The organism is Streptomyces coerulescens (assembly GCF_042657965.1).
In the GTDB taxonomy this organism is placed as follows: Bacteria; Actinomycetota; Actinomycetes; order Streptomycetales; family Streptomycetaceae; genus Streptomyces; species Streptomyces coerulescens.
In genome coordinates this window covers 336,039-353,070 of sequence record NZ_JBHSKM010000008.1, presented here as the reverse complement: position 1 = coordinate 353,070, position 17,032 = coordinate 336,039, and the positions used below count along the sequence as shown (strand labels likewise).

The window sequence follows — 17,032 nt, the reverse complement described above, 5'->3', positions numbered from 1 at the left end:
CACCCGGCGTTTTATTACTGGGCGCCGGTCTCGCAGCTCGCGCCGGTGATGACCTCGAGGCCGTGCTTCGAGGCCGGCACGAAGGAACCGGCGGCACGGAAGGCCTCCAGCTCGCGAACGCCCAGTACGGCGCGCTCGGCGGCAACACCGGAAGGAATGAGCTCGACGACCTCATTCTTCAGGTTGAAGTTGCTGCTCTGCACAGCGGTGGAAACAGCTTCACGCATGTTGACCACCCTCCTTAATTCGATGAGCGGGAGGAATTTCCCGCTGTCGGAGGTTAACCGGATGGCGGTCGAGGCCGTCAAGAGTGACAGGAAGCGCCGGTACCCGGCTTACCTGGACGGTTTCTTTACTCAGTACTGACTTGACCAGGTGAAACCCTGTCCAAATTGACCAGAATGCCCTTACCTGGCGGGGCTCGACGATGTATATCGCGGCACATCTGTCTCGGCTGGAGGAGGGGCCGGGGTGCGATTTCCAAATCGCGTCTCATGTGATTCGGTCGGTAATTGCCGACCTGCTAGCATCCGGGCGACGGCAACACCGGGTACCGGCACGGGGAAGGTCCGATGGCAACGCTCGACTGGTCGATGCTGACCCGCGGTCAGACCAAAAGGGATCTGTACGCCCGCGAGACCTACTTCCGCGAGGGCCTGTGCGATGCCGAGGAGGTGCTCGGCACGGCCGCCCTCGCCACCGTACTGCGCGACTCGGCCCTGCTCATGGTCAAGCCGGACGGACTGGCCGCGGGCAAACTGCCGCCGGTCCTGGAGTACCTGACCGAGCACGGGTTCACCCCCGTCGCCGTACGCGAGTTCCGCTTCCAGCCCTTCCACTGGCGGGAGTTGTGGCGGTACCAGCTCACCTCGGCCACGCTCGACCGGCTCGCGGTCAACGAGTTGCTCCTCGGGGCCGGCCCCGCGCTGCTGCTGCTGTTGCGCAGCGAGCCCGGGCACGAACTCCCGGGCACGGTACGGCTCTCCACCCTCAAGGGCTCGGCCACCCTGGAGGCCCAGAAGCCCGGCACCCTGCGCAGCCTGCTCGGCCAGCCGAACCGGGTGCTCAGCTATGTCCACGTCGCCGATGAACCGGCCGATCTGCTACGCGAACTCGGCCTGCTCTTCGACGGCCCGAGCCGCCGTGAACTGCTCGACCGCGTGGCCGCCAGCGCCCTGGCGGCCCGGGACAAGGACGCCCTCGACCAGGCTCTGGAACGCTTTGCCCGCCCCACCCGCTCCCTGTCGTCGGCCGACGCGCTGAGCGGCGTGGCGCGGTCGCTGACGGCCGCGGCACCGGGCCCGGCCACCGAGTCGGCCCGCCATGGAGTGGACCGCATGGAACGGGGCGAACGCATCGACTGGCGCGCGTTCCTGACGGACCTCGACGCGGCGGGAGCCCACCCCGAGCGTTGGGACCTCGCGGTGCTGGGCACGTACTTCATCGTGTACGACGAGCCCGGGCACCCCAAGATGCTGACGAATCCCGACCCTGAGTCCTGGAGGCCGGACTTCGGAGGGTGAGGGATCGCCGGGCGTCTTCTACATCTCCGCATCTCCGCATCTCCGCATCTCCGCATTCCCGCGAGGCCGGATGCCGGACGGTGACGGTTCGCCGGACGTTTCCACGAAGCCGGATGACGGCCAGAAGCCGGATGACGGCCCGAAGCCGGTGTCCGCAGAGTGCCGCAAGACAGCAGCAGGCCGGAGCTCAGCAGCAGGCCGGAAGACAGCAGCAGGCCGGAGCTCAGCAGCAGGCCGGAAGACAGCAGCAGGCCGGAGCTCAGCAGCAGGCCGGAAGACAGCAGCAGGCCGGAAGAGAGAGGCAGCATGACCAGCGCACCCGCCGCACGCGACAGCCGGATGCCGGGCGAGGCCCTGTGGCCCGCCCTGACCGTCTCGGCCACCAAGTCCGAACTCTTCTCCGAGGACCTCTACTTCCGTGAGTGCTGGTCGGATGCGCTGGACATCCTGGGCGCGGCGAACGGTTCCGGCGCCGAGGAGGCCGCCGCGGCGACCGCCACCGCGCTCGCACCGCTCGGCCTGCTCAGCTTCAAGTGCGACGGCATGGTCGCCCGCCGGGCCGACCGGACCCTGCGTTACCTCGCCGACCAGGGCTTCAGCATCCTCGGCAGCTCCCGCATCCGGCACAACCGGCATTCGATGCGCGAACTGTGGCGCTACAACTGGCACGTCTACACCACCGACCGGCTCGCCCTGATGACGATGATGCACAGCGTCAGCGAGTCGCTGCTGCTGATCGTCCGCGACGACCGGTACGACCCCGCGGTGCCCGGCGCGGTGCGGCTGGCCGACCTCAAGGGTTCCGCCGACCCCGAGGCACGCGGCCCCGAGCACCTCCGTACCGTGCTGGACCCACCCAACAAGATCATCAACTTTGTCCATGTGGCCGACGAGCCTGCCGACATCGTCCGTGAGGTCGGCATCTTCCTGGACCGGCCCGAGCGCCGGGCCCTGCTCGCCGACGTCCGGCGGGCCGACACGGCGACGGCGAGCAGGCGCGCCTTCGAGGAGGTCGGCCGGCTGGAGGCCGAGATCCCGGCGAACGACTTCGACCTGGAGGCCGCGCTCAAGCGCGCCGAGGCGGCGGCCGCTCCGGAGGCCCTCGCGCGCATCCGGTCCGCCGTCACCACCGGAACCCGGCTGTCCTGGGACGAGCTGAGCATGCTCCTCGACCCGACGGACCCGGCCGTCGGCACATGGGACTTCGTCCGCATCGCCACCGAGGTACTCGACGCCGACCGCCCCGCCTCGGCGGACCTGCTGCCGCCGAGCTCGGCGACAGAGTGGCGCACGGCTGCGGGCAACTGACGGGCTGTCGGCCGCCCGCATCCGTCTACGAGCCCGTCGTCGGCATCCGTGGGCCGTTCGCGGCCGTATGCGTGCCGGGTTGTCGGTGGCGGTCTGTTGTCCGCGGTCGTACACGTGCCGGGTTGTCGGTGGCGGTCTGTCGCCCGCGGTCGTACACGTGCCGTTCGTTCGTCGGCGTCCGTCTGCCGTCCGCACCACCTGTGCACTGCCGTTTGCCGCGTCCGTCTGTGCTCCGTCCGCACCACCTGTGCACTGCCGTTTGCCGCGTTCGTCTGTGCTCCGTCCGCACCACCTGTGCACTGCCGTTTGCCGCGTTCGTCTGTGCTCCGTCCGCACCACCTGTGCACTGCCGTTTGCCGCGTTCGTCTGTGCTCCGTCCGCACCTGTCCACGTGCCCTTCGGCGGCAGACGTCGGCCGCCCGCATCCGTCCACGAGCCCGTCGTCGGTATCCGTGGGCCGTTCGCGGCCGTCGCGCGTGGGTCGGGTGTGTTCGTGTGTTCCCCTCCCGCCGGTGACCAGGTCGGCGGGGCGGTGCCCCTGGAGTAGCGTCAGCGTCCATGACGGAACACGGAGCAGCTTCACCAGCGGGCCGGACGGCAGGCGGCGCGCTCGGTGTCGACCTCCACCTCGAGCCGGTCGGCCCCGGCCTGCGCCGAGGTCTCACCGATGCCCTGCGCGAAGCGGTCCGCACCGGGCGGCTCACGCCGGGCACTCGGCTGCCGTCCTCCCGCTCCCTCGCCGCGGACCTGGGCATCGCCCGCAACACGGTCGCCGAGGCCTACGCCGAACTCGTCGCCGAGGGCTGGCTCACCGCCCGCCAGGGCTCCGCCACCCGGGTGGCCGACCGCACGGTGACCCCGCCGACGGGCACGACCGCCGCACCCCGCCCCGAGCGCCCGCGCCCCGCCTACGACCTGGTCCCCGGCACGCCCGACCTGGCCGCCTTCCCCCGCGCGGAATGGCTCAAGGCGGCCCGCCGCGCTTTCCTGGCCGCCCCGAACGGGGCCCTCGGCTACGGCGACCCGCGCGGCCACGCAGAACTGCGCACCGCCCTCGCCGGCTACCTCGCCCGAGCGCGGGGCGTGCGCGCCGACCCGGGGCGCATCGTGGTGTGCTCGGGATTCGTACACGGCCTCCAACTGCTCGGCAGGGTGCTGCGGGCGCGCGGCCTGCGCACGGTGGCGGTGGAGTCGTACGGCCTCCCGCCGCACTGGACCCAGCTGACGGCGGCAGGCCTGACCACACGGCCACTCCCGTTCGACGAACTGGGCACGAACCCGGCGGAGTTGACCTCCCAGGGAGCCGTGCTCCTCACTCCCGCCCACCAGTTCCCGATGGGCCTGCCGCTGCACCGCGACCGCCGCGCGACGGTGGTGGACTGGGCACGCCGCACCGGCGGACTGGTCCTGGAGGACGACTACGACGGCGAGTTCCGCTACGACCGCCAGCCGGTCGGCGCGCTCCAGGGCCTCGACCCCGACAACGTCGTCTACCTGGGCACCGCCAGCAAGTCCCTCGCCCCCGGCCTGCGCCTGGCCTGGATGGTGCTGCCGCCGACGCTGGTGGACGAGGTCACGGCGGCGAAGGGCGGCTCGGACACCTGCGGCGTCCTGGACCAGCTGACCCTGGCCGAGTTCCTGACGTCCGGCGCCTACGACCGCCATGTCCGGGCCGCCCGCCTGCGCTACCGGCGCCGCCGCGACGCCCTGGTCCGCGCCCTGTCCACGCACGCTCCCCATCTCCGGGTCACCGGCATCGCCGCCGGCCTGCACGCCGTCCTGCGGCTCCCACCCGGCACGGAACGCTCCGTGGTCCAGGCCGCGACCTGGCAGGGCATGGCCCTGCACGGCCTGACCGCCTACCGCCACGAGAAGGCGACGACGGACCCCCTGGACGCCTTGGTCGTGGGCTACGGAACCCCGCCGGACCACGCGTGGGCGGGGGCGCTGGAGGCGCTGTGCAGGGTGTTGCCGTGACTCGTCCGGGTCGGTTCGGCGTTCGGGACCGAGCCGGTCCTTGCCCTTCAGCTCAGGCCGGCGGGTGAGACCTCTCAGCCCGTCCGGCGTTTGAGGACGAGGCCGTTCAGGCCGATGCGGGGGTCTGGGGGGCGGCAGCCCCCAGGGGTGGCCGGGGTCGAAGGGGCAGCGCCCCTGGAGGATGGGACGGGTAGGGGCGGCGGGGGCGAGAAAACCCGACGGGCGAGAAAACCCGACCTCAGCCACGACCCACCCTCACCCTTCAGCGGACCCACCCTCACCCTTCAGCCACGACCACCCTCACCCTTCCTCCCCCGGCGCCTCCCCGAACCGCGCCAACGCCAACGCCCCCGCCACCGACACCACAAACCCCAGCACCGCCAACCACACCAACCCCTCCCGCGTACGGTCCCCCAGCCACACCACCCCCACCACCGCCGGCCCGACCGTCTCCCCGATCACCATCGCCGCCGTAGCCACCGTCACCGACCCCCGCTGCAACGCCGAAGTCAACGCCAGAAACGCCGCCCCACCCCCCACCAGCAGCGCATACGTCGCCGGATTCCGCAGCACCTCCGGCACGGCCACCGAATCGATCAGCCGCACCGCCACCTCCACCACCCCGAACCCGAACCCGGCCGCCAGCCCGAGCACCAGCCCCCGCCCCCGCTCCGGCAACCTCCCACCCGCCAGCCCCACCCCGAGCACGGCCAACGCCACCCCCAGCATCGAGAACTTCAACGCGTCCGACCCACCGGTGTCCCCCTCCGTCCCCGCCGAGAGCCCCAGCATCGCCAACCCGGCACAGACCACCCCCACCGCGCCCCACTCGGCCCGCCGCAACCGCACCCGCAGCAGCCGCGCCGCGACCACCGCGGTCACCGCGAGACTGGACGCCAGCGCCGCCCCGACGGCGTAGATGGGGATCGACCGCAGGGCGAGGACCTGGAACACGAACCCCAGCCCGTCCAGGCCCAGTCCGGCGAGATAGCGCCACTGCCGCAGCGCCCGCAGCAGAACCCCCGCCTCGCCACCCCGGCCACCCTGCGCACTCGCCGCCCGCGCGGCCATCGCCTGCAACACGGTCGCCGTACCGAAGCAGACCGCCGCAGCCAGCGCACACAACATCCCAAACAGCACAAAGCGACTGTAGGCGAGCGGAAGAACGCCAGCCCCCCGACAGCCGGACCCGCACCGATCTCTAGGCTGTCTGCCTGACGAACCACGGACAACCAGGTTCGGCAACCGGCTCATCAAGAACATCGGGGGAGACACACATGGCGGAAACACGGCGAAGGCTGCGCTCCAGCACGGTCGTACTCGGCGGCATGGGAGTCATCGCGGCAGCGCTGACCTCGTGCAGCTCCGACCCCGACCGCCGCTGCGTCGACCGCGACAGCTACACCTACGAGGGCTACAAGGTCGTCGCGGACAAGAACTGCAAGTCCGGCTCCAGCTCCGGCTCGTCGTACGGCAAGGGCGGCAAGAGGAAGACCGGCAGCTCCGACGCCGCCTGGTACTACGACTCCGACGTCGACCGCGGCCGCGCCGACTACGGCACCTTCAGCCGCAGCGAGGCCGTCGACCGGGGCGGCTTCGGCTGCTCGGGTTCCGGCAGCGGCGGCGGCTGAGCAGGACCCGTACACCATGGAGCGCCGCACGATCGAACCCCGCCCCGACTGGCAGCAGACCGTCGAGGAACAGGGGCTCATCTACCCGCTGACCCGCCACCCCGACGACTCCCTGCGCCCGTACTGGGACGAGAGCGCGTACTACGTGTTCTCCCTCCCGGAGGTCGAGGCGCTCGAGGAGACCGTCGAGGAACTCCACCGCATGTGCCTCGCGGCGGCCGACCACATCGTCTCCGCAGGCCGCTTCGCCGACCTCGGCATCACCGACCCGCGCATCGCGAACGCGGTCGCCGAGGCCTGGCACCGCCGCGTCGAACTGCCCTCCGTCTACGGCCGCTTCGACCTCCACTACGACGGCACCGGCCCGGCGAGGCTGCTGGAGTACAACGCCGACACCCCCACCTCCCTGGTCGAGGCCGCCTCGCCCCAGTGGTTCTGGATGGAGGACCGCTTCCCCGGCGCCGACCAGTGGAACTCCCTGCACGAACGCCTCGTCGCCGCCTGGAAGAAGCAGGCAGCCCTGCTCCCGCCGGGCGCCCCGCTCCACTTCGCGTACTCCTCGGCCGACGAGCTCGGCGAGGACTTGATGACGGTCGCCTATCTCAAGGAGACCGCGGAACAGGCGGGCCTGGACACCGGCTGGATCTCCATGGAGGAGATCGGCTGGGACCGGCTCTCCGGACGCTTCGTGGACACGCAACTACGCTTCATCCGCAGCTGTTTCAAGCTCTACCCCTGGGAATGGCTCACCACCGACCGCTTCGCCGACCACGTCCTGGACACCCTCGACAACGGCGGCGGCACGGGGACCACCCTGTGGATCGAGCCCGCCTGGAAGATGCTCCTCAGCAACAAGGCCCTCCTCGCCATCCTCTGGGAGCTCTACCCGGACCACCCGAACCTGCTCCCCGCCTACCTCGACGGCCCCCGGGAACTGGCGGACACCACCGGCTATGTCGCCAAGCCCCTGCTGGGCCGCGAGGGCGCGGGCGTGACCATCCACGAACCCGGCGCCGAGGCGGTCGTCCGCGACGAACCCTGCTGCTACCAGTGGCTGGCCCCCCTGCCCGCTTTCGACGGCAACCACGTCGTCCTCGGCGCATGGGTGGTCGAGGACGAGTCGGCCGGCCTCGGCATCCGCGAGTCCTCCGGCCTGATCACGGACGAGTACGCCCGCTTCCTGCCGCACGTGATCCTCTGAGCAAAGCAATACGATACGTCTCGAATCGTAACGTGCTTCCCTCGCGAGGCCGGGTCATCGCCCACTCCGCCCTCCGCCGAGCCGACGGCGCACTCACACCCCGAGCACAGCCCGCAACTGGGCGAGCCCCCAGTCCAGATCCTCCTTCCCGATCACCAGGGGCGGCGCGATCCGGATCGTCACCCCGTGGGTGTCCTTCACCAGCACGCCCCGGTCCATCAGCTTCTCGGACACCTCCCGCCCCGTGCCGTACGCCCGCGCGATGTCGACCCCCGCCCACAGCCCGCGACCCCGCACCTCCGTCACCCGCCCCGTCCCGGTCAACAGGCCCAGCTCCCGGTGCAGATGGGCACCCAGCTCGGTCGCCCGGGCCTGGAACTCGCCCGTCCGCAGCATCGCGATCACCTCCAGCGACACCGCACACGCCAGCGGATTCCCGCCGAACGTCGACCCGTGCTCCCCGGGCCGGAACACCCCGAGCACCTCGGCCGACGACACGACCGCCGACACCGGCACGACCCCGCCCCCGAGCGCCTTGCCCAGCACATACGCATCCGGCACGACCCCCTCGTGCTCGCACGCGAAGGTACGTCCCGTCCGGCCCAGCCCCGACTGGATCTCGTCGGCCACAAACAGCACGTTCCGCTCCCGCGTCAGCTCCCGCACCGCCGGCAGATAACCGGCCGGGGGCATGAGCACCCCCGCCTCGCCCTGGATCGGCTCCAGCAGCACGGCCACCGTGTTCTCCGTCAACGCCTCCCGCATCGCCGTCAGATCCCCGTACGGCACGATCTCGAAGCCCGGCGTGTACGGCCCGAAGTCCGCCCGCGCCTCCGGGTCGGTGGAGAAGCTGATGATCGTCGTCGTACGGCCGTGGAAGTTGTTGCCCGCGACCACGATCTTCGCCATCTCCGCCGGCACACCCTTGACCCGGTAACCCCACTTCCGGGCCGTCTTCACGGCCGTCTCCACCGCCTCCGCCCCGGTGTTCATCGGCAGCACCATCTCCATCCCGCACAGCTGTGCGAGCTGATCGCAGAACGCGGCGAAGCGGTCGTGATGAAACGCCCGAGACGTCAGCGTCACCCGCTCCAGCTGCGCTTTCGCCGCCGCCAGGATCCGCCGGTTGCCGTGCCCGAAATTGAGTGCGGAATACCCGGCCAGCAGATCCAGATACCGCCGTCCCTCCACATCCGTCATCCAGGCCCCGTCCGCCGTCGCCATCACGAGCGGCAACGGGTGGTAGTTGTGCGCACTGTGCGCGTCGATCGCGGCGATCTGCGATGCGGTAGTGCTCGACGTAGTCACGGGGCTCTCCGTTCCGCCGCCGCGAGGGCTCGTGTCCCGGCAGTCACGAGGCTCACGGCCACTGTCCATTTCCTGCCTCACGCGTGTTGTGCCGCCCCCTCCTATCGTGGCTCGCATGGTGGACGCGCGGCCATGGCGCGCCGGCCTGCCCGGTAGGCTGATCGACGGGCCGTGACTGGCGCGCTGGGATGGACCAACCATCGGGGAGCGGCCCCTGGACCGAAGTCCAGACCGAGTGCCGTGCGCCTGGGCCGTACCGTGATCGCTGCACACGACGTCCGGAGGTCCCCATGCCCGCCGAGCCCCTCTCCACCGAGTCCACCGCCTTCCGTTCCGCCCTCGACGTGATCCGCGCCGTCGAGCCGCGCGTGGCCGACGCCATCGGCCAGGAGGTCGCCGACCAGCGCGAGATGCTCAAGCTGATCGCCTCCGAGAACTACGCCTCCCCGGCCACCCTCCTCGCGATGGGCAACTGGTTCAGCGACAAGTACGCCGAGGGCACCGTCGGCCGCCGCTTCTACGCCGGCTGCCGCAATGTCGACACCGTGGAGTCCCTCGCCGCCGAGCACGCCCGCGAGCTCTTCGGCGCCCGCCACGCCTATGTCCAGCCCCACTCCGGCATCGACGCCAACCTCGTCGCCTTCTGGGCCGTCCTCGCCCAGCGCGTCGAGGCCCCCGCCCTGGAGAAGGCCGGTGTCCGCCAGGTCAACGACCTCTCCGAGGCCGACTGGGCCGAGCTGCGCGGCGCCTTCGGCAACCAGCGCATGCTCGGCATGTCCCTGGACGCCGGCGGCCACCTCACCCACGGCTTCCGCCCCAACATCTCCGGCAAGATGTTCGACCAGCGCTCCTACGGCACCGACCCCGCCACGGGCCTGATCGACTACGAGGCGCTGCGTGCCTCGGCCCGCGAGTTCAAGCCGCTGATCATCGTCGCCGGCTACTCCGCCTACCCCCGTCTCGTGAACTTCCGGATCATGCGTGAGATCGCCGACGAGGTCGGCGCCACGCTCATGGTCGACATGGCCCACTTCGCGGGTCTCGTCGCCGGCAAGGTCCTCACCGGCGACTTCGACCCGGTCCCGCACGCCCAGATCGTCACCACCACCACCCACAAGTCGCTGCGCGGCCCGCGTGGCGGCATGGTCCTGTGCGACGACTCCCTCAAGGACCAGGTCGACCGTGGCTGCCCGATGGTCCTCGGCGGCCCGCTCCCGCACGTCATGGCCGCGAAGGCCGTCGCCCTCGCCGAGGCCCGCCGGCCCTCCTTCCAGGACTACGCCCAGCGCATCGTCGACAACTCCCGCGCGCTGGCCGAGGGCCTGATGCGCCGCGGCGCGACCCTGGTGACCGGCGGCACCGACAACCACCTGAACCTGATCGACGTCGCCTCCTCCTACGGCCTCACCGGCCGCCAGGCCGAGGCCGCGCTTCTCGAGTCCGGCATCGTCACCAACCGCAACGCCATCCCGGCCGACTCCAATGGCGCCTGGTACACCTCCGGCATCCGCATCGGCACCCCCGCCCTGACCACCCGCGGCCTGGGCACCGCCGAGATGGACGAGGTCGCCGCCCTCATCGACCGCGTCCTCACCACCACCGAGGCAGGCACCACCAGCAAGGGCGCACCGTCCAAGGCGCAGCACGTCCTCGACCCGAAGGTCGCCGACGAGATCTCCCGCCGTGCCACCGACCTCGTCACCGGCTTCCCGCTGTACCCGGAGATCGACCTGGGCTGACGCCCGCCATCTGCGCCGACGGCCTAGAGATCCAGGTCGATCAGCTCCTGGCGGGGCACCTGTCGCGGCGGTCCGGCTTCCTGCCGGGCCGCCGCGCGGCGTATCAGCAGCGTGCCGCCGACCCCCGTCGCGAACCCGACGGCCAGCCCTGCCAGCGCCCACTCGGCGTCATCCCACACCGCACCCGGCCGGTCCTCGGCCGCCGCGCCCACGGCACTCCCGGCGAGCTCGTCCCCCGTTTCCCCGAGCAGCGCCGACAGGTCCAGCCGCTCGAAGACGGAACGGGGTGCCCGATGCCAGCGGATGTCGTCGTCCTCCAGGTCCGGCGCGAGATCCGACCGCACCCAGGGGGTGCCGTCCCCGGCCAGGAACAGCTGGTCCTGCCGCTCCATCGCCACGTCTCCGCCCGGCGCCCGATGCGTCTGCGGCCAGCCTCCGACCCCCGTCAGTCCCCAGAGCACCGTGAGCCTTATCGGAGGATGACGCCCGTCCGCCCAGCCCTCCGGCACCCGCTCCGTCCCGACGTATGTCGGCTGCAACAGCTGCCAGAGGCGGGCGAAGTCCGGCTGGCCCGAGTGCAGTGCGATCGTGCGTCCCGTGCCGCCCGCGACGACCATCGCCACGTCGGGTACGTCCCGCGCCTGTGCCGGGGTGGCCCGCGCGGTCGCGCCTGTTCCCCACAGGGCCAGGGCCGCCGACGCCGCCACGAGCAGCGCGAGCCGCAGTTTTCCGCTCAGGTCCGCCCTCATACGTCCCGCAGCTCCTGCCTCGGCCCCGGCTCGCCGCGCAGGCGGTCCAAGGGGAGTCGCATGGCGATGGGGCGCAGGGCGAGTGCGAGCAGTGCTCCGGCCGCCGCGCCCGGCAGCGCCCACCACCAGTCGGTGCCGTCACCCGATCCCGACGCGGCCGAGGGTGTCGCGTCCGTGGCCTCGGCAGCCGCGGCGGCGGACGGGTCCTGCGCGCCGGCGTCCGTCCCGGATACCTCCTCGTCCGGCGGGAAGATCGCCGCACCGCCCTCGGAGGAGGTCTCGCCCATCAGTCCCAGCTTCGAGAGCAGGGCGCGCAGCTGGGACGGTCGGTCGGCTCGGTGCCAGGTGCCGTTCGTCGTGCTGCCCAGGTTCGCCGCCGTGTGGATCCAGACGTCCTTGCCGTCGTCGACCGGATAGACCCGGTCGAGGCGCCAGGGCGACACGTCATGGACCATCCAGGTGACGTTGATCTGGCGAGCTGCCGTCAGACCGGCCTCCGGTGGCTTGTCCCGCGTGCCCTTGCCAGCTGTGCCGAGCAGTCGCTCCAGCTCTTCGTACTCCTTGTCGGAGTAGTACAGCGAGGCCGTCTCCGTGCTTTCCGGAGAAACCAGGAGCACGCTCGTCGGTCCGCCGGCCGACGCGGGGGCGGCAGCGCCCCACAGCAGCATTGCGAGCGCCGCCGCCAACGCGCCGGCCAGCGCAGCGAGTTCACGACACCGGCCCCTCCAACTGCCCCAGCGGCCGACTCCAATTCCGCCCATCCGAACCCCCAACCCGAGCGATCCCCGTGCGGCCCGTCCCGAGCCGCGTGTCACTTCTGGTACACCGCCCGACCCGCCTGGGTTCCCACCCCGCACCCACTTTGTCCGGACCGTGCTTTTCGGGCCATGGTCCGGACCGAAATCCCCGGACCGGCTGTTTCGGGGGCCTCCCTGATGGCCCCCTTCGAGGGGGGCTAGCGCGCCGCCTTCTCGACCGACCGTGCGATCGCCACGGCCCGCTCCTTCGAGGCCACCCCTTCCAGCCGCAGCGCCGCACTCTCGCCCTCCGCGCCGTGGGTCCACAGCAGCGTCGGACCGGCCGTCCGCTCCTCGCGTGTGAAGCGCTCCCCGCTCGTGTCCACCAGCCAGAAGGTCAGCAGATGCGGGCGGGGGAACCACAGGGCCTGGTTGTCCGCCGTACTGTTCGACGCGCCCGGGTCCAGCACGATCCACTCCGGAGGTTCGCGGACCGTTTTGGCGAAGCCGATGTCCAGGCTCGCCGGCCGCTCGTCCAGTCGTATCGTGCGCCCGTCCTCGCGCCAGCACAGGCTCACCAGGAACCGTCCTCGTGGCTCCCCCGTCACCGCGACCGCGTCCGGGGCGCCGAGTTCCTTCGGCACCAGCGGTGCGAAGCCGGCCCGGCGCTCGGCCTCGGCGAGCGACACCGGGGCTTCGCAGCCGGGGACCGCGGCGCCGGGGGAGGGGGCCGCCGACGGGTCGTACCGCACTCCCACTCCCGCGAAGTCGAACCAGTCGAGGACCGCCGCCCGCACCGGGGGCGTGAGCACCAGCACCGTCAGCAGGCCGCACAGCGCCGCGGTCAGCGAACGCCACCGCACCCGCGTCCAGCGCCGCACGGCCCGCAGCCGCTCGGCCGGGCCCGGCGGCTCGGCCACCGGCACGGGCACCTGCTCGGCGAGGAGCTGTCCCAGCACCCGCTCGACCATGGTCTCGGCGCCGTCCGCCGCGCCCGGCGGGTCCAGCGAGCGCCCGAGCGCCCGCAGCTCCTCCGGCAGGCGTGTCGGGTCTCCTCGGCGACCGCGATCACCGGGACCTCGCTCTTCGGAACGCAGACCGTGATCACCGGGATCCCGCCCTTCGGAAGGCCGACCTCGATCACCGGGACCCCGTTCTTCGGAACGGCGACCGCGACCACCTGGCCCCCGCTCCTCGGAGCCACCCCGACCACGATCCACCGGCCCTCGGCCGCCGGCACCTCGTTCATGATCACCGACACGCCGGTGACCGACACTCCGATCGCCCCCGTCGGCACTCGCGTCACCCCCGGTGTCTCCCCGTCCGTCCCGCCCCGTCCCACCGGCGCCCTCGTCGCCCGCGGCGCCTTCGCTCCCGTACGCGCGCGGCCCGTCGCTCTCGAGCGCCCCCTGGCCCTCGTCGTCGTAATGCTTCCGTTCGTCATTCATGCTCATCACCCCCTTCCCGAGGCTGGAAATCCGGCAGCAGACGACCCAGCTTCCGCAGCGCGCGGTTCAGCCGGGACTTCACCGTGCCTCTGGGCCAGCCCAGGGCCTGGGCCGTCTCGGACTCGTCCATCTCCAGGAGATAGCGGTAGGTCACCACCAGGCGGTGCTCCTCGCTCAGCTGCTCAAGGGCGCCTTGGAGCGCAGCGCGGCGCTCTATCTCCAGCGCGGCGACCGCCGGGTCCGCCGATTCCGGTATCAGGGGCTCCGCCTCCACGTACGCCGCCTCGCGCCCGGCGAGCGTGCGCTGGCGGGCCGCCGTACGCACTGTGTTCCTCGTCTCATTGGCCACGATCGCCAGCAGCCACGGCTTGAACGCCGCGCCGTCCTTGAACCGGCCCAGTGAGCAGTACGCCTTGACGAAGGCCTGCTGCACCACGTCCTCCGCGTCCGCACCCGCCCCGAGCGCCGCGGCCGCCCTGAGCGCGATGCCCGTATGGGCCCGCACCAGCTGCGCGTACGCCTCCGGCTCCCCGGCGCGTACACGTGCGATCACCGCGGCCTCATCGACGATGCGGCCCCCCTCCCGCGTCCTCACACCTTTGTTACACCGCCGGGGACGGATCGGTTCCCATCTGTTTCCCGCCAGTTCCGAACCGGCCCCCGAGACCTGAGAGAATGATGAGCATGGCCTCTGACCGACCCCGTGTGCTCTCCGGAATCCAGCCCACCGCAGGCTCGTTCCACCTCGGCAACTACCTGGGCGCCGTCCGCCAGTGGGTGGCTCTGCAGGAGTCCCACGACGCGTTCTACATGGTCGTCGACCTGCACGCGATCACGATCCCGCAGGACCCGGCCGAGCTGCGCGCCAACACCCGGCTCGCCGCCGCCCAGCTCCTCGCGGCCGGTCTCGACCCCGAGCGCTGCACGCTCTTCGTCCAGAGCCACGTCCCCGAGCACGCCCAGCTCGCCTGGATCATGAACTGCCTCACCGGCTTCGGCGAGGCCTCCCGCATGACCCAGTTCAAGGACAAGTCCGCCAAGCAGGGCGCCGACCGGGCGTCGGTCGGCCTGTTCACGTACCCGATCCTGCAGGTCGCGGACATCCTGCTGTACCAGGCCAACGAGGTCCCGGTCGGCGAGGACCAGCGCCAGCACATCGAGCTCACCCGTGACCTCGCCGAGCGCTTCAACGGCCGTTTCGGGCCGACCTTCACCGTCCCGAAGCCGTACATCCTCAAGGAGACGGCGAAGATCTACGACCTCCAGGACCCGGCGATCAAGATGAGCAAGTCGGCGTCCACGCCGAAGGGCCTCATCAACCTCCTCGACGAGCCCAAGGCCACCGCCAAGAAGGTCAAGAGCGCGGTCACCGACACCGACACCGTCATCCGCTACGACGCCGAGAACAAGCCCGGTGTCAGCAACCTGCTCACCATCTACTCGACCCTCACGGGGACGGGAATCGCGGAACTTGAGCAGAAGTACGACGGCAAGGGCTACGGTGCGCTCAAGACGGACCTCGCCGAGGTCATGGTCGAGTTCGTGACGCCCTTCCGGGAGCGCACCCAGCAGTATCTGGACGACCCGGAGACGCTGGACTCGATCCTGGCCAAGGGCGCGGAGAAGGCGCGCGCCGTCGCCGCGGAGACCCTCTCCCAGGCGTACGACAAGGTGGGCTTCCTGCCCGCCAAGCACTGAGCCCGCACCACGGCAGGCGGCCGGAACACGGCCGTACCACCGCACAGCGCTGCACATCACTACGGTTGCGCCTGCCCGCAGCACAGTCGTGGCCGTACAGTCGATAGCCGGGTGGCCGCAAAGGCGGCCGCTCGCGCTCACCAACAGGGCGAGAGCTCACAAGAGAGACGACAGGAGACGACGTGGGGACCGTAACGATCGGCGTGTCGATCGCGGTCCCGGAGCCTCACGGCGGCCTGCTCCAGGAGCGGCGCGCGGGCTTCGGCGACGCCGCGGCTCACGGCATCCCCACGCATGTCACGCTGCTGCCGCCGACAGAGGTCGACGCCTCGCTGCTGCCGGCGATCGAGGCGCACCTCGTCGAGGTCGCGGCGGCCGGGCGGCCCTTCCCGATGCGGCTGTCCGGCACCGGGACCTTCCGGCCGTTGTCGCCGGTCGTCTTCGTCCAGGTCGTCGAGGGCGCCGAGGCCTGCACCTGGCTGCAGAAGCAGGTCCGCGACGCCTCCGGCCCGGTCGCACGCGAACTGCAGTTCCCCTACCACCCGCATGTCACGGTGGCCCACGGCATCGACGACGAGTCGATGGACCGCGCCTTCGAGGAGCTCGCCGACTACGAGGCCCACTGGCCCTGCACCGGCTTCTCCCTCTACGAGCAGGGCGCCGACGGCGTCTGGCGCAAGCTGCGGGACTACGCCTTCGGGAGCGCGGTCGTGCCGCCGCAGGCGGGGCGTGTGGAGCGCGGGTCGATCCCGGCGAGTTAGCTCCGCGGTGCGCCGCAATGCGGGGTGCGGGGTGCGCCGGGATGTGGGTTCCGGGGCAGGTCGTTTTTCGTCTGCGGCCCCGACGTGGCTGGTCGCGCAGTTCCCCGCGCCCCTGGCGGCGCTGCCGTGCGGCAGCGCCGATACGGCGCGCTTCTCACGCCGGGACCTACACCGGCAGACGACGCAGCAGCGCCCGCGGTGCGTGTCGTAGGGCCGACATCACCAGCCTGAGTACGCCCGGTACCCACACCGTCTCCGAGCGGCGGCGCAGGCCCAGCTCGATGGCTGTCGCGACCGCTTCCGGGGTGGTCGCGAGCGGTGATTCCTCCAGGTCGGCGGTCATCTTCGAACGTACGAATCCGGGGCGTACGACCATGACGTGGACGCCGGTGCCGTGCAGGGCGTCACCCAGGCCCTGGGTGAAGGTGTCGAGGCCGGCCTTGCTGGAGCCGTAGATGAAGTTGGCGCGGCGGGCCCGCTCGCCGGCGACGGACGACAGGACGACCAGCGAGCCGTGGCCCTGGGACTGGAGCGCGCCCGCGCTGACCAGAGCCGCGGAGACGGCGCCCGTGTAGTTGGTCTGCGCGACCCGCACCGCGTTCAGCGGCTCGCGCTCGTCGCGGGCCTGGTCGCCGAGGATCCCGAAGGCGAGCAGCACCATGTCGACGTCGCCCTCCGCGAAGACCTTGCCGAGCACCGTCTCGTGGGACTCGGGGTCGAGCGCGTCGAAGGCGACGGTGCGTACCTCGGCCCCCAGGGCGCGCAGATCGGCCGCGGACTGCTCCAAGGCGGGCGACGGACGGCCCGCCAGCCACACCGTGCGGGTACGGCGCGCGATCAGGCGGCGTGCGGTGGCCAGCGCGATCTCGGACGTACCGCCGAGGACGAGCAGGGACTGGGGGATGCCGAAGGCGTCCTTCACGTCAGCTCCTAGAGGTCTGAGAGGCCGGGG

At 71.4% G+C, this 17,032-nt stretch carries 16 protein-coding genes and 1 riboswitch; of the genes, 8 read left to right on the top strand and 8 right to left on the bottom strand.

Annotated elements, in window-relative coordinates:
* Positions 1 to 14: 14 nt before the first annotated feature.
* Complete coding sequence (locus tag ACFPQ9_RS15955; protein ID WP_380853169.1) at positions 15 to 227, bottom strand: hypothetical protein; 213 nt, start codon at positions 225 to 227, stop codon at positions 15 to 17.
* A gap of 345 nt (positions 228 to 572) precedes the next feature.
* Between ACFPQ9_RS15955 and ACFPQ9_RS15950 the strand changes: the two genes are divergently transcribed.
* The 3 genes from ACFPQ9_RS15950 (at position 573) to pdxR (ending at position 4,808) form a co-directional block, all read left to right on the top strand.
* A complete protein-coding gene (locus ACFPQ9_RS15950; RefSeq protein ID WP_380853167.1) occupies positions 573 to 1,523 on the top strand; it encodes a nucleoside-diphosphate kinase in 951 nt (316 codons plus the stop codon).
* A 306-nt stretch (positions 1,524 to 1,829) separates the two neighbouring features.
* Entirely contained in the window at positions 1,830 to 2,831 is a 1,002-nt protein-coding gene (locus tag ACFPQ9_RS15945) for a hypothetical protein (protein ID WP_380853165.1), read from the top strand.
* Between the two features lie 558 nt (positions 2,832 to 3,389).
* A complete protein-coding gene (gene pdxR, locus ACFPQ9_RS15940; RefSeq protein WP_380853163.1) occupies positions 3,390 to 4,808 on the top strand; it encodes a MocR-like pyridoxine biosynthesis transcription factor PdxR in 1,419 nt (472 codons plus the stop codon).
* A 300-nt stretch (positions 4,809 to 5,108) separates the two neighbouring features.
* Here pdxR and ACFPQ9_RS15935 read toward each other — a convergent pair whose 3' ends face one another.
* Positions 5,109 to 5,936: a hypothetical protein gene (locus ACFPQ9_RS15935; protein WP_380853920.1), complete on the bottom strand. Its 828-nt coding sequence runs from the start codon at positions 5,934 to 5,936 to the stop codon at positions 5,109 to 5,111.
* Positions 5,937 to 6,085: 149 nt separating this feature from the next.
* On the opposite strand from ACFPQ9_RS15935, the gene ACFPQ9_RS15930 reads away from it, so the two are divergent.
* Together ACFPQ9_RS15930 and ACFPQ9_RS15925 are read left to right on the top strand one after the other, a co-directional pair.
* Entirely contained in the window at positions 6,086 to 6,439 is a 354-nt protein-coding gene (locus ACFPQ9_RS15930; RefSeq protein ID WP_380853161.1) for a hypothetical protein, read from the top strand.
* Between the two features lie 16 nt (positions 6,440 to 6,455).
* Complete coding sequence (locus ACFPQ9_RS15925) at positions 6,456 to 7,640, top strand: glutathionylspermidine synthase family protein (RefSeq protein WP_380853159.1); 1,185 nt, start codon at positions 6,456 to 6,458, stop codon at positions 7,638 to 7,640.
* Between the two features lie 93 nt (positions 7,641 to 7,733).
* Here the strand turns inward: ACFPQ9_RS15925 and rocD are convergent, their stop codons facing one another.
* Positions 7,734 to 8,948, bottom strand: coding sequence for an ornithine--oxo-acid transaminase (gene rocD, locus ACFPQ9_RS15920; RefSeq protein WP_380853157.1), 1,215 nt, complete (start codon positions 8,946 to 8,948; stop codon positions 7,734 to 7,736).
* A 161-nt stretch (positions 8,949 to 9,109) separates the two neighbouring features.
* Positions 9,110 to 9,207, top strand: a riboswitch (ZMP/ZTP riboswitch).
* A gap of 31 nt (positions 9,208 to 9,238) precedes the next feature.
* Between rocD and ACFPQ9_RS15915 the strand changes: the two genes are divergently transcribed.
* Positions 9,239 to 10,687: a glycine hydroxymethyltransferase gene (locus ACFPQ9_RS15915; RefSeq protein ID WP_380853155.1), complete on the top strand. Its 1,449-nt coding sequence runs from the start codon at positions 9,239 to 9,241 to the stop codon at positions 10,685 to 10,687.
* A 23-nt stretch (positions 10,688 to 10,710) separates the two neighbouring features.
* Here the strand turns inward: ACFPQ9_RS15915 and ACFPQ9_RS15910 are convergent, their stop codons facing one another.
* The 4 genes from ACFPQ9_RS15910 to ACFPQ9_RS15895 all read right to left on the bottom strand — a co-directional run bounded on the left by ACFPQ9_RS15910 (position 10,711) and on the right by ACFPQ9_RS15895 (position 14,216).
* Entirely contained in the window at positions 10,711 to 11,436 is a 726-nt protein-coding gene (locus ACFPQ9_RS15910; RefSeq protein WP_380853153.1) for a hypothetical protein, read from the bottom strand.
* Positions 11,433 to 12,197, bottom strand: coding sequence for a hypothetical protein (locus ACFPQ9_RS15905; RefSeq protein WP_380853151.1), 765 nt, complete (start codon positions 12,195 to 12,197; stop codon positions 11,433 to 11,435). Before ACFPQ9_RS15905 ends, ACFPQ9_RS15910 begins: the two co-directional genes overlap by 4 nt.
* 194 nt (positions 12,198 to 12,391) lie before the next feature.
* Positions 12,392 to 13,270 carry a hypothetical protein gene (locus tag ACFPQ9_RS15900; protein ID WP_380853918.1) on the bottom strand — a complete coding sequence of 293 codons (879 nt, stop codon included), beginning with the start codon at positions 13,268 to 13,270 and terminating at the stop codon, positions 12,392 to 12,394.
* A 343-nt stretch (positions 13,271 to 13,613) separates the two neighbouring features.
* Positions 13,614 to 14,216, bottom strand: coding sequence for an RNA polymerase sigma factor (locus ACFPQ9_RS15895; protein WP_380853149.1), 603 nt, complete (start codon positions 14,214 to 14,216; stop codon positions 13,614 to 13,616).
* 89 nt (positions 14,217 to 14,305) lie between these two features.
* On the opposite strand from ACFPQ9_RS15895, the gene trpS reads away from it, so the two are divergent.
* Positions 14,306 to 15,319, top strand: a complete 1,014-nt coding sequence (gene trpS, locus ACFPQ9_RS15890; protein ID WP_380853148.1) for a tryptophan--tRNA ligase — start codon at positions 14,306 to 14,308, stop codon at positions 15,317 to 15,319.
* Positions 15,320 to 15,501: 182 nt separating this feature from the next.
* Positions 15,502 to 16,080 (top strand): 2'-5' RNA ligase family protein, encoded by a 579-nt coding sequence (locus ACFPQ9_RS15885; RefSeq protein ID WP_380853147.1) that lies wholly within the window; start codon positions 15,502 to 15,504, stop codon positions 16,078 to 16,080.
* Between the two features lie 166 nt (positions 16,081 to 16,246).
* Here ACFPQ9_RS15885 and ACFPQ9_RS15880 read toward each other — a convergent pair whose 3' ends face one another.
* Complete coding sequence (locus ACFPQ9_RS15880) at positions 16,247 to 17,002, bottom strand: decaprenylphospho-beta-D-erythro-pentofuranosid-2-ulose 2-reductase (RefSeq protein ID WP_380853146.1); 756 nt, start codon at positions 17,000 to 17,002, stop codon at positions 16,247 to 16,249.
* Positions 17,003 to 17,032 lie beyond the last annotated feature (30 nt).

Coding starts and splice junctions, on each gene's coding strand:
- ACFPQ9_RS15950 (WP_380853167.1), top strand. CDS start 573: ATGGCAACGCTCGACTGGTCGATGCTGACCCGCGGTCAGACCAAAAGG.
- ACFPQ9_RS15930 (WP_380853161.1), top strand. CDS start 6,086: ATGGCGGAAACACGGCGAAGGCTGCGCTCCAGCACGGTCGTACTCGGC.
- ACFPQ9_RS15935 (WP_380853920.1), bottom strand. CDS start 5,936: ATGTTGTGTGCGCTGGCTGCGGCGGTCTGCTTCGGTACGGCGACCGTG.
- ACFPQ9_RS15910 (WP_380853153.1), bottom strand. CDS start 11,436: ATGAGGGCGGACCTGAGCGGAAAACTGCGGCTCGCGCTGCTCGTGGCG.
- trpS (WP_380853148.1), top strand. CDS start 14,306: ATGGCCTCTGACCGACCCCGTGTGCTCTCCGGAATCCAGCCCACCGCA.
- ACFPQ9_RS15945 (WP_380853165.1), top strand. CDS start 1,830: ATGACCAGCGCACCCGCCGCACGCGACAGCCGGATGCCGGGCGAGGCC.
- pdxR (WP_380853163.1), top strand. CDS start 3,390: ATGACGGAACACGGAGCAGCTTCACCAGCGGGCCGGACGGCAGGCGGC.
- ACFPQ9_RS15915 (WP_380853155.1), top strand. CDS start 9,239: ATGCCCGCCGAGCCCCTCTCCACCGAGTCCACCGCCTTCCGTTCCGCC.
- ACFPQ9_RS15955 (WP_380853169.1), bottom strand. CDS start 227: ATGCGTGAAGCTGTTTCCACCGCTGTGCAGAGCAGCAACTTCAACCTG.
- ACFPQ9_RS15925 (WP_380853159.1), top strand. CDS start 6,456: ATGGAGCGCCGCACGATCGAACCCCGCCCCGACTGGCAGCAGACCGTC.
- ACFPQ9_RS15905 (WP_380853151.1), bottom strand. CDS start 12,197: ATGGGCGGAATTGGAGTCGGCCGCTGGGGCAGTTGGAGGGGCCGGTGT.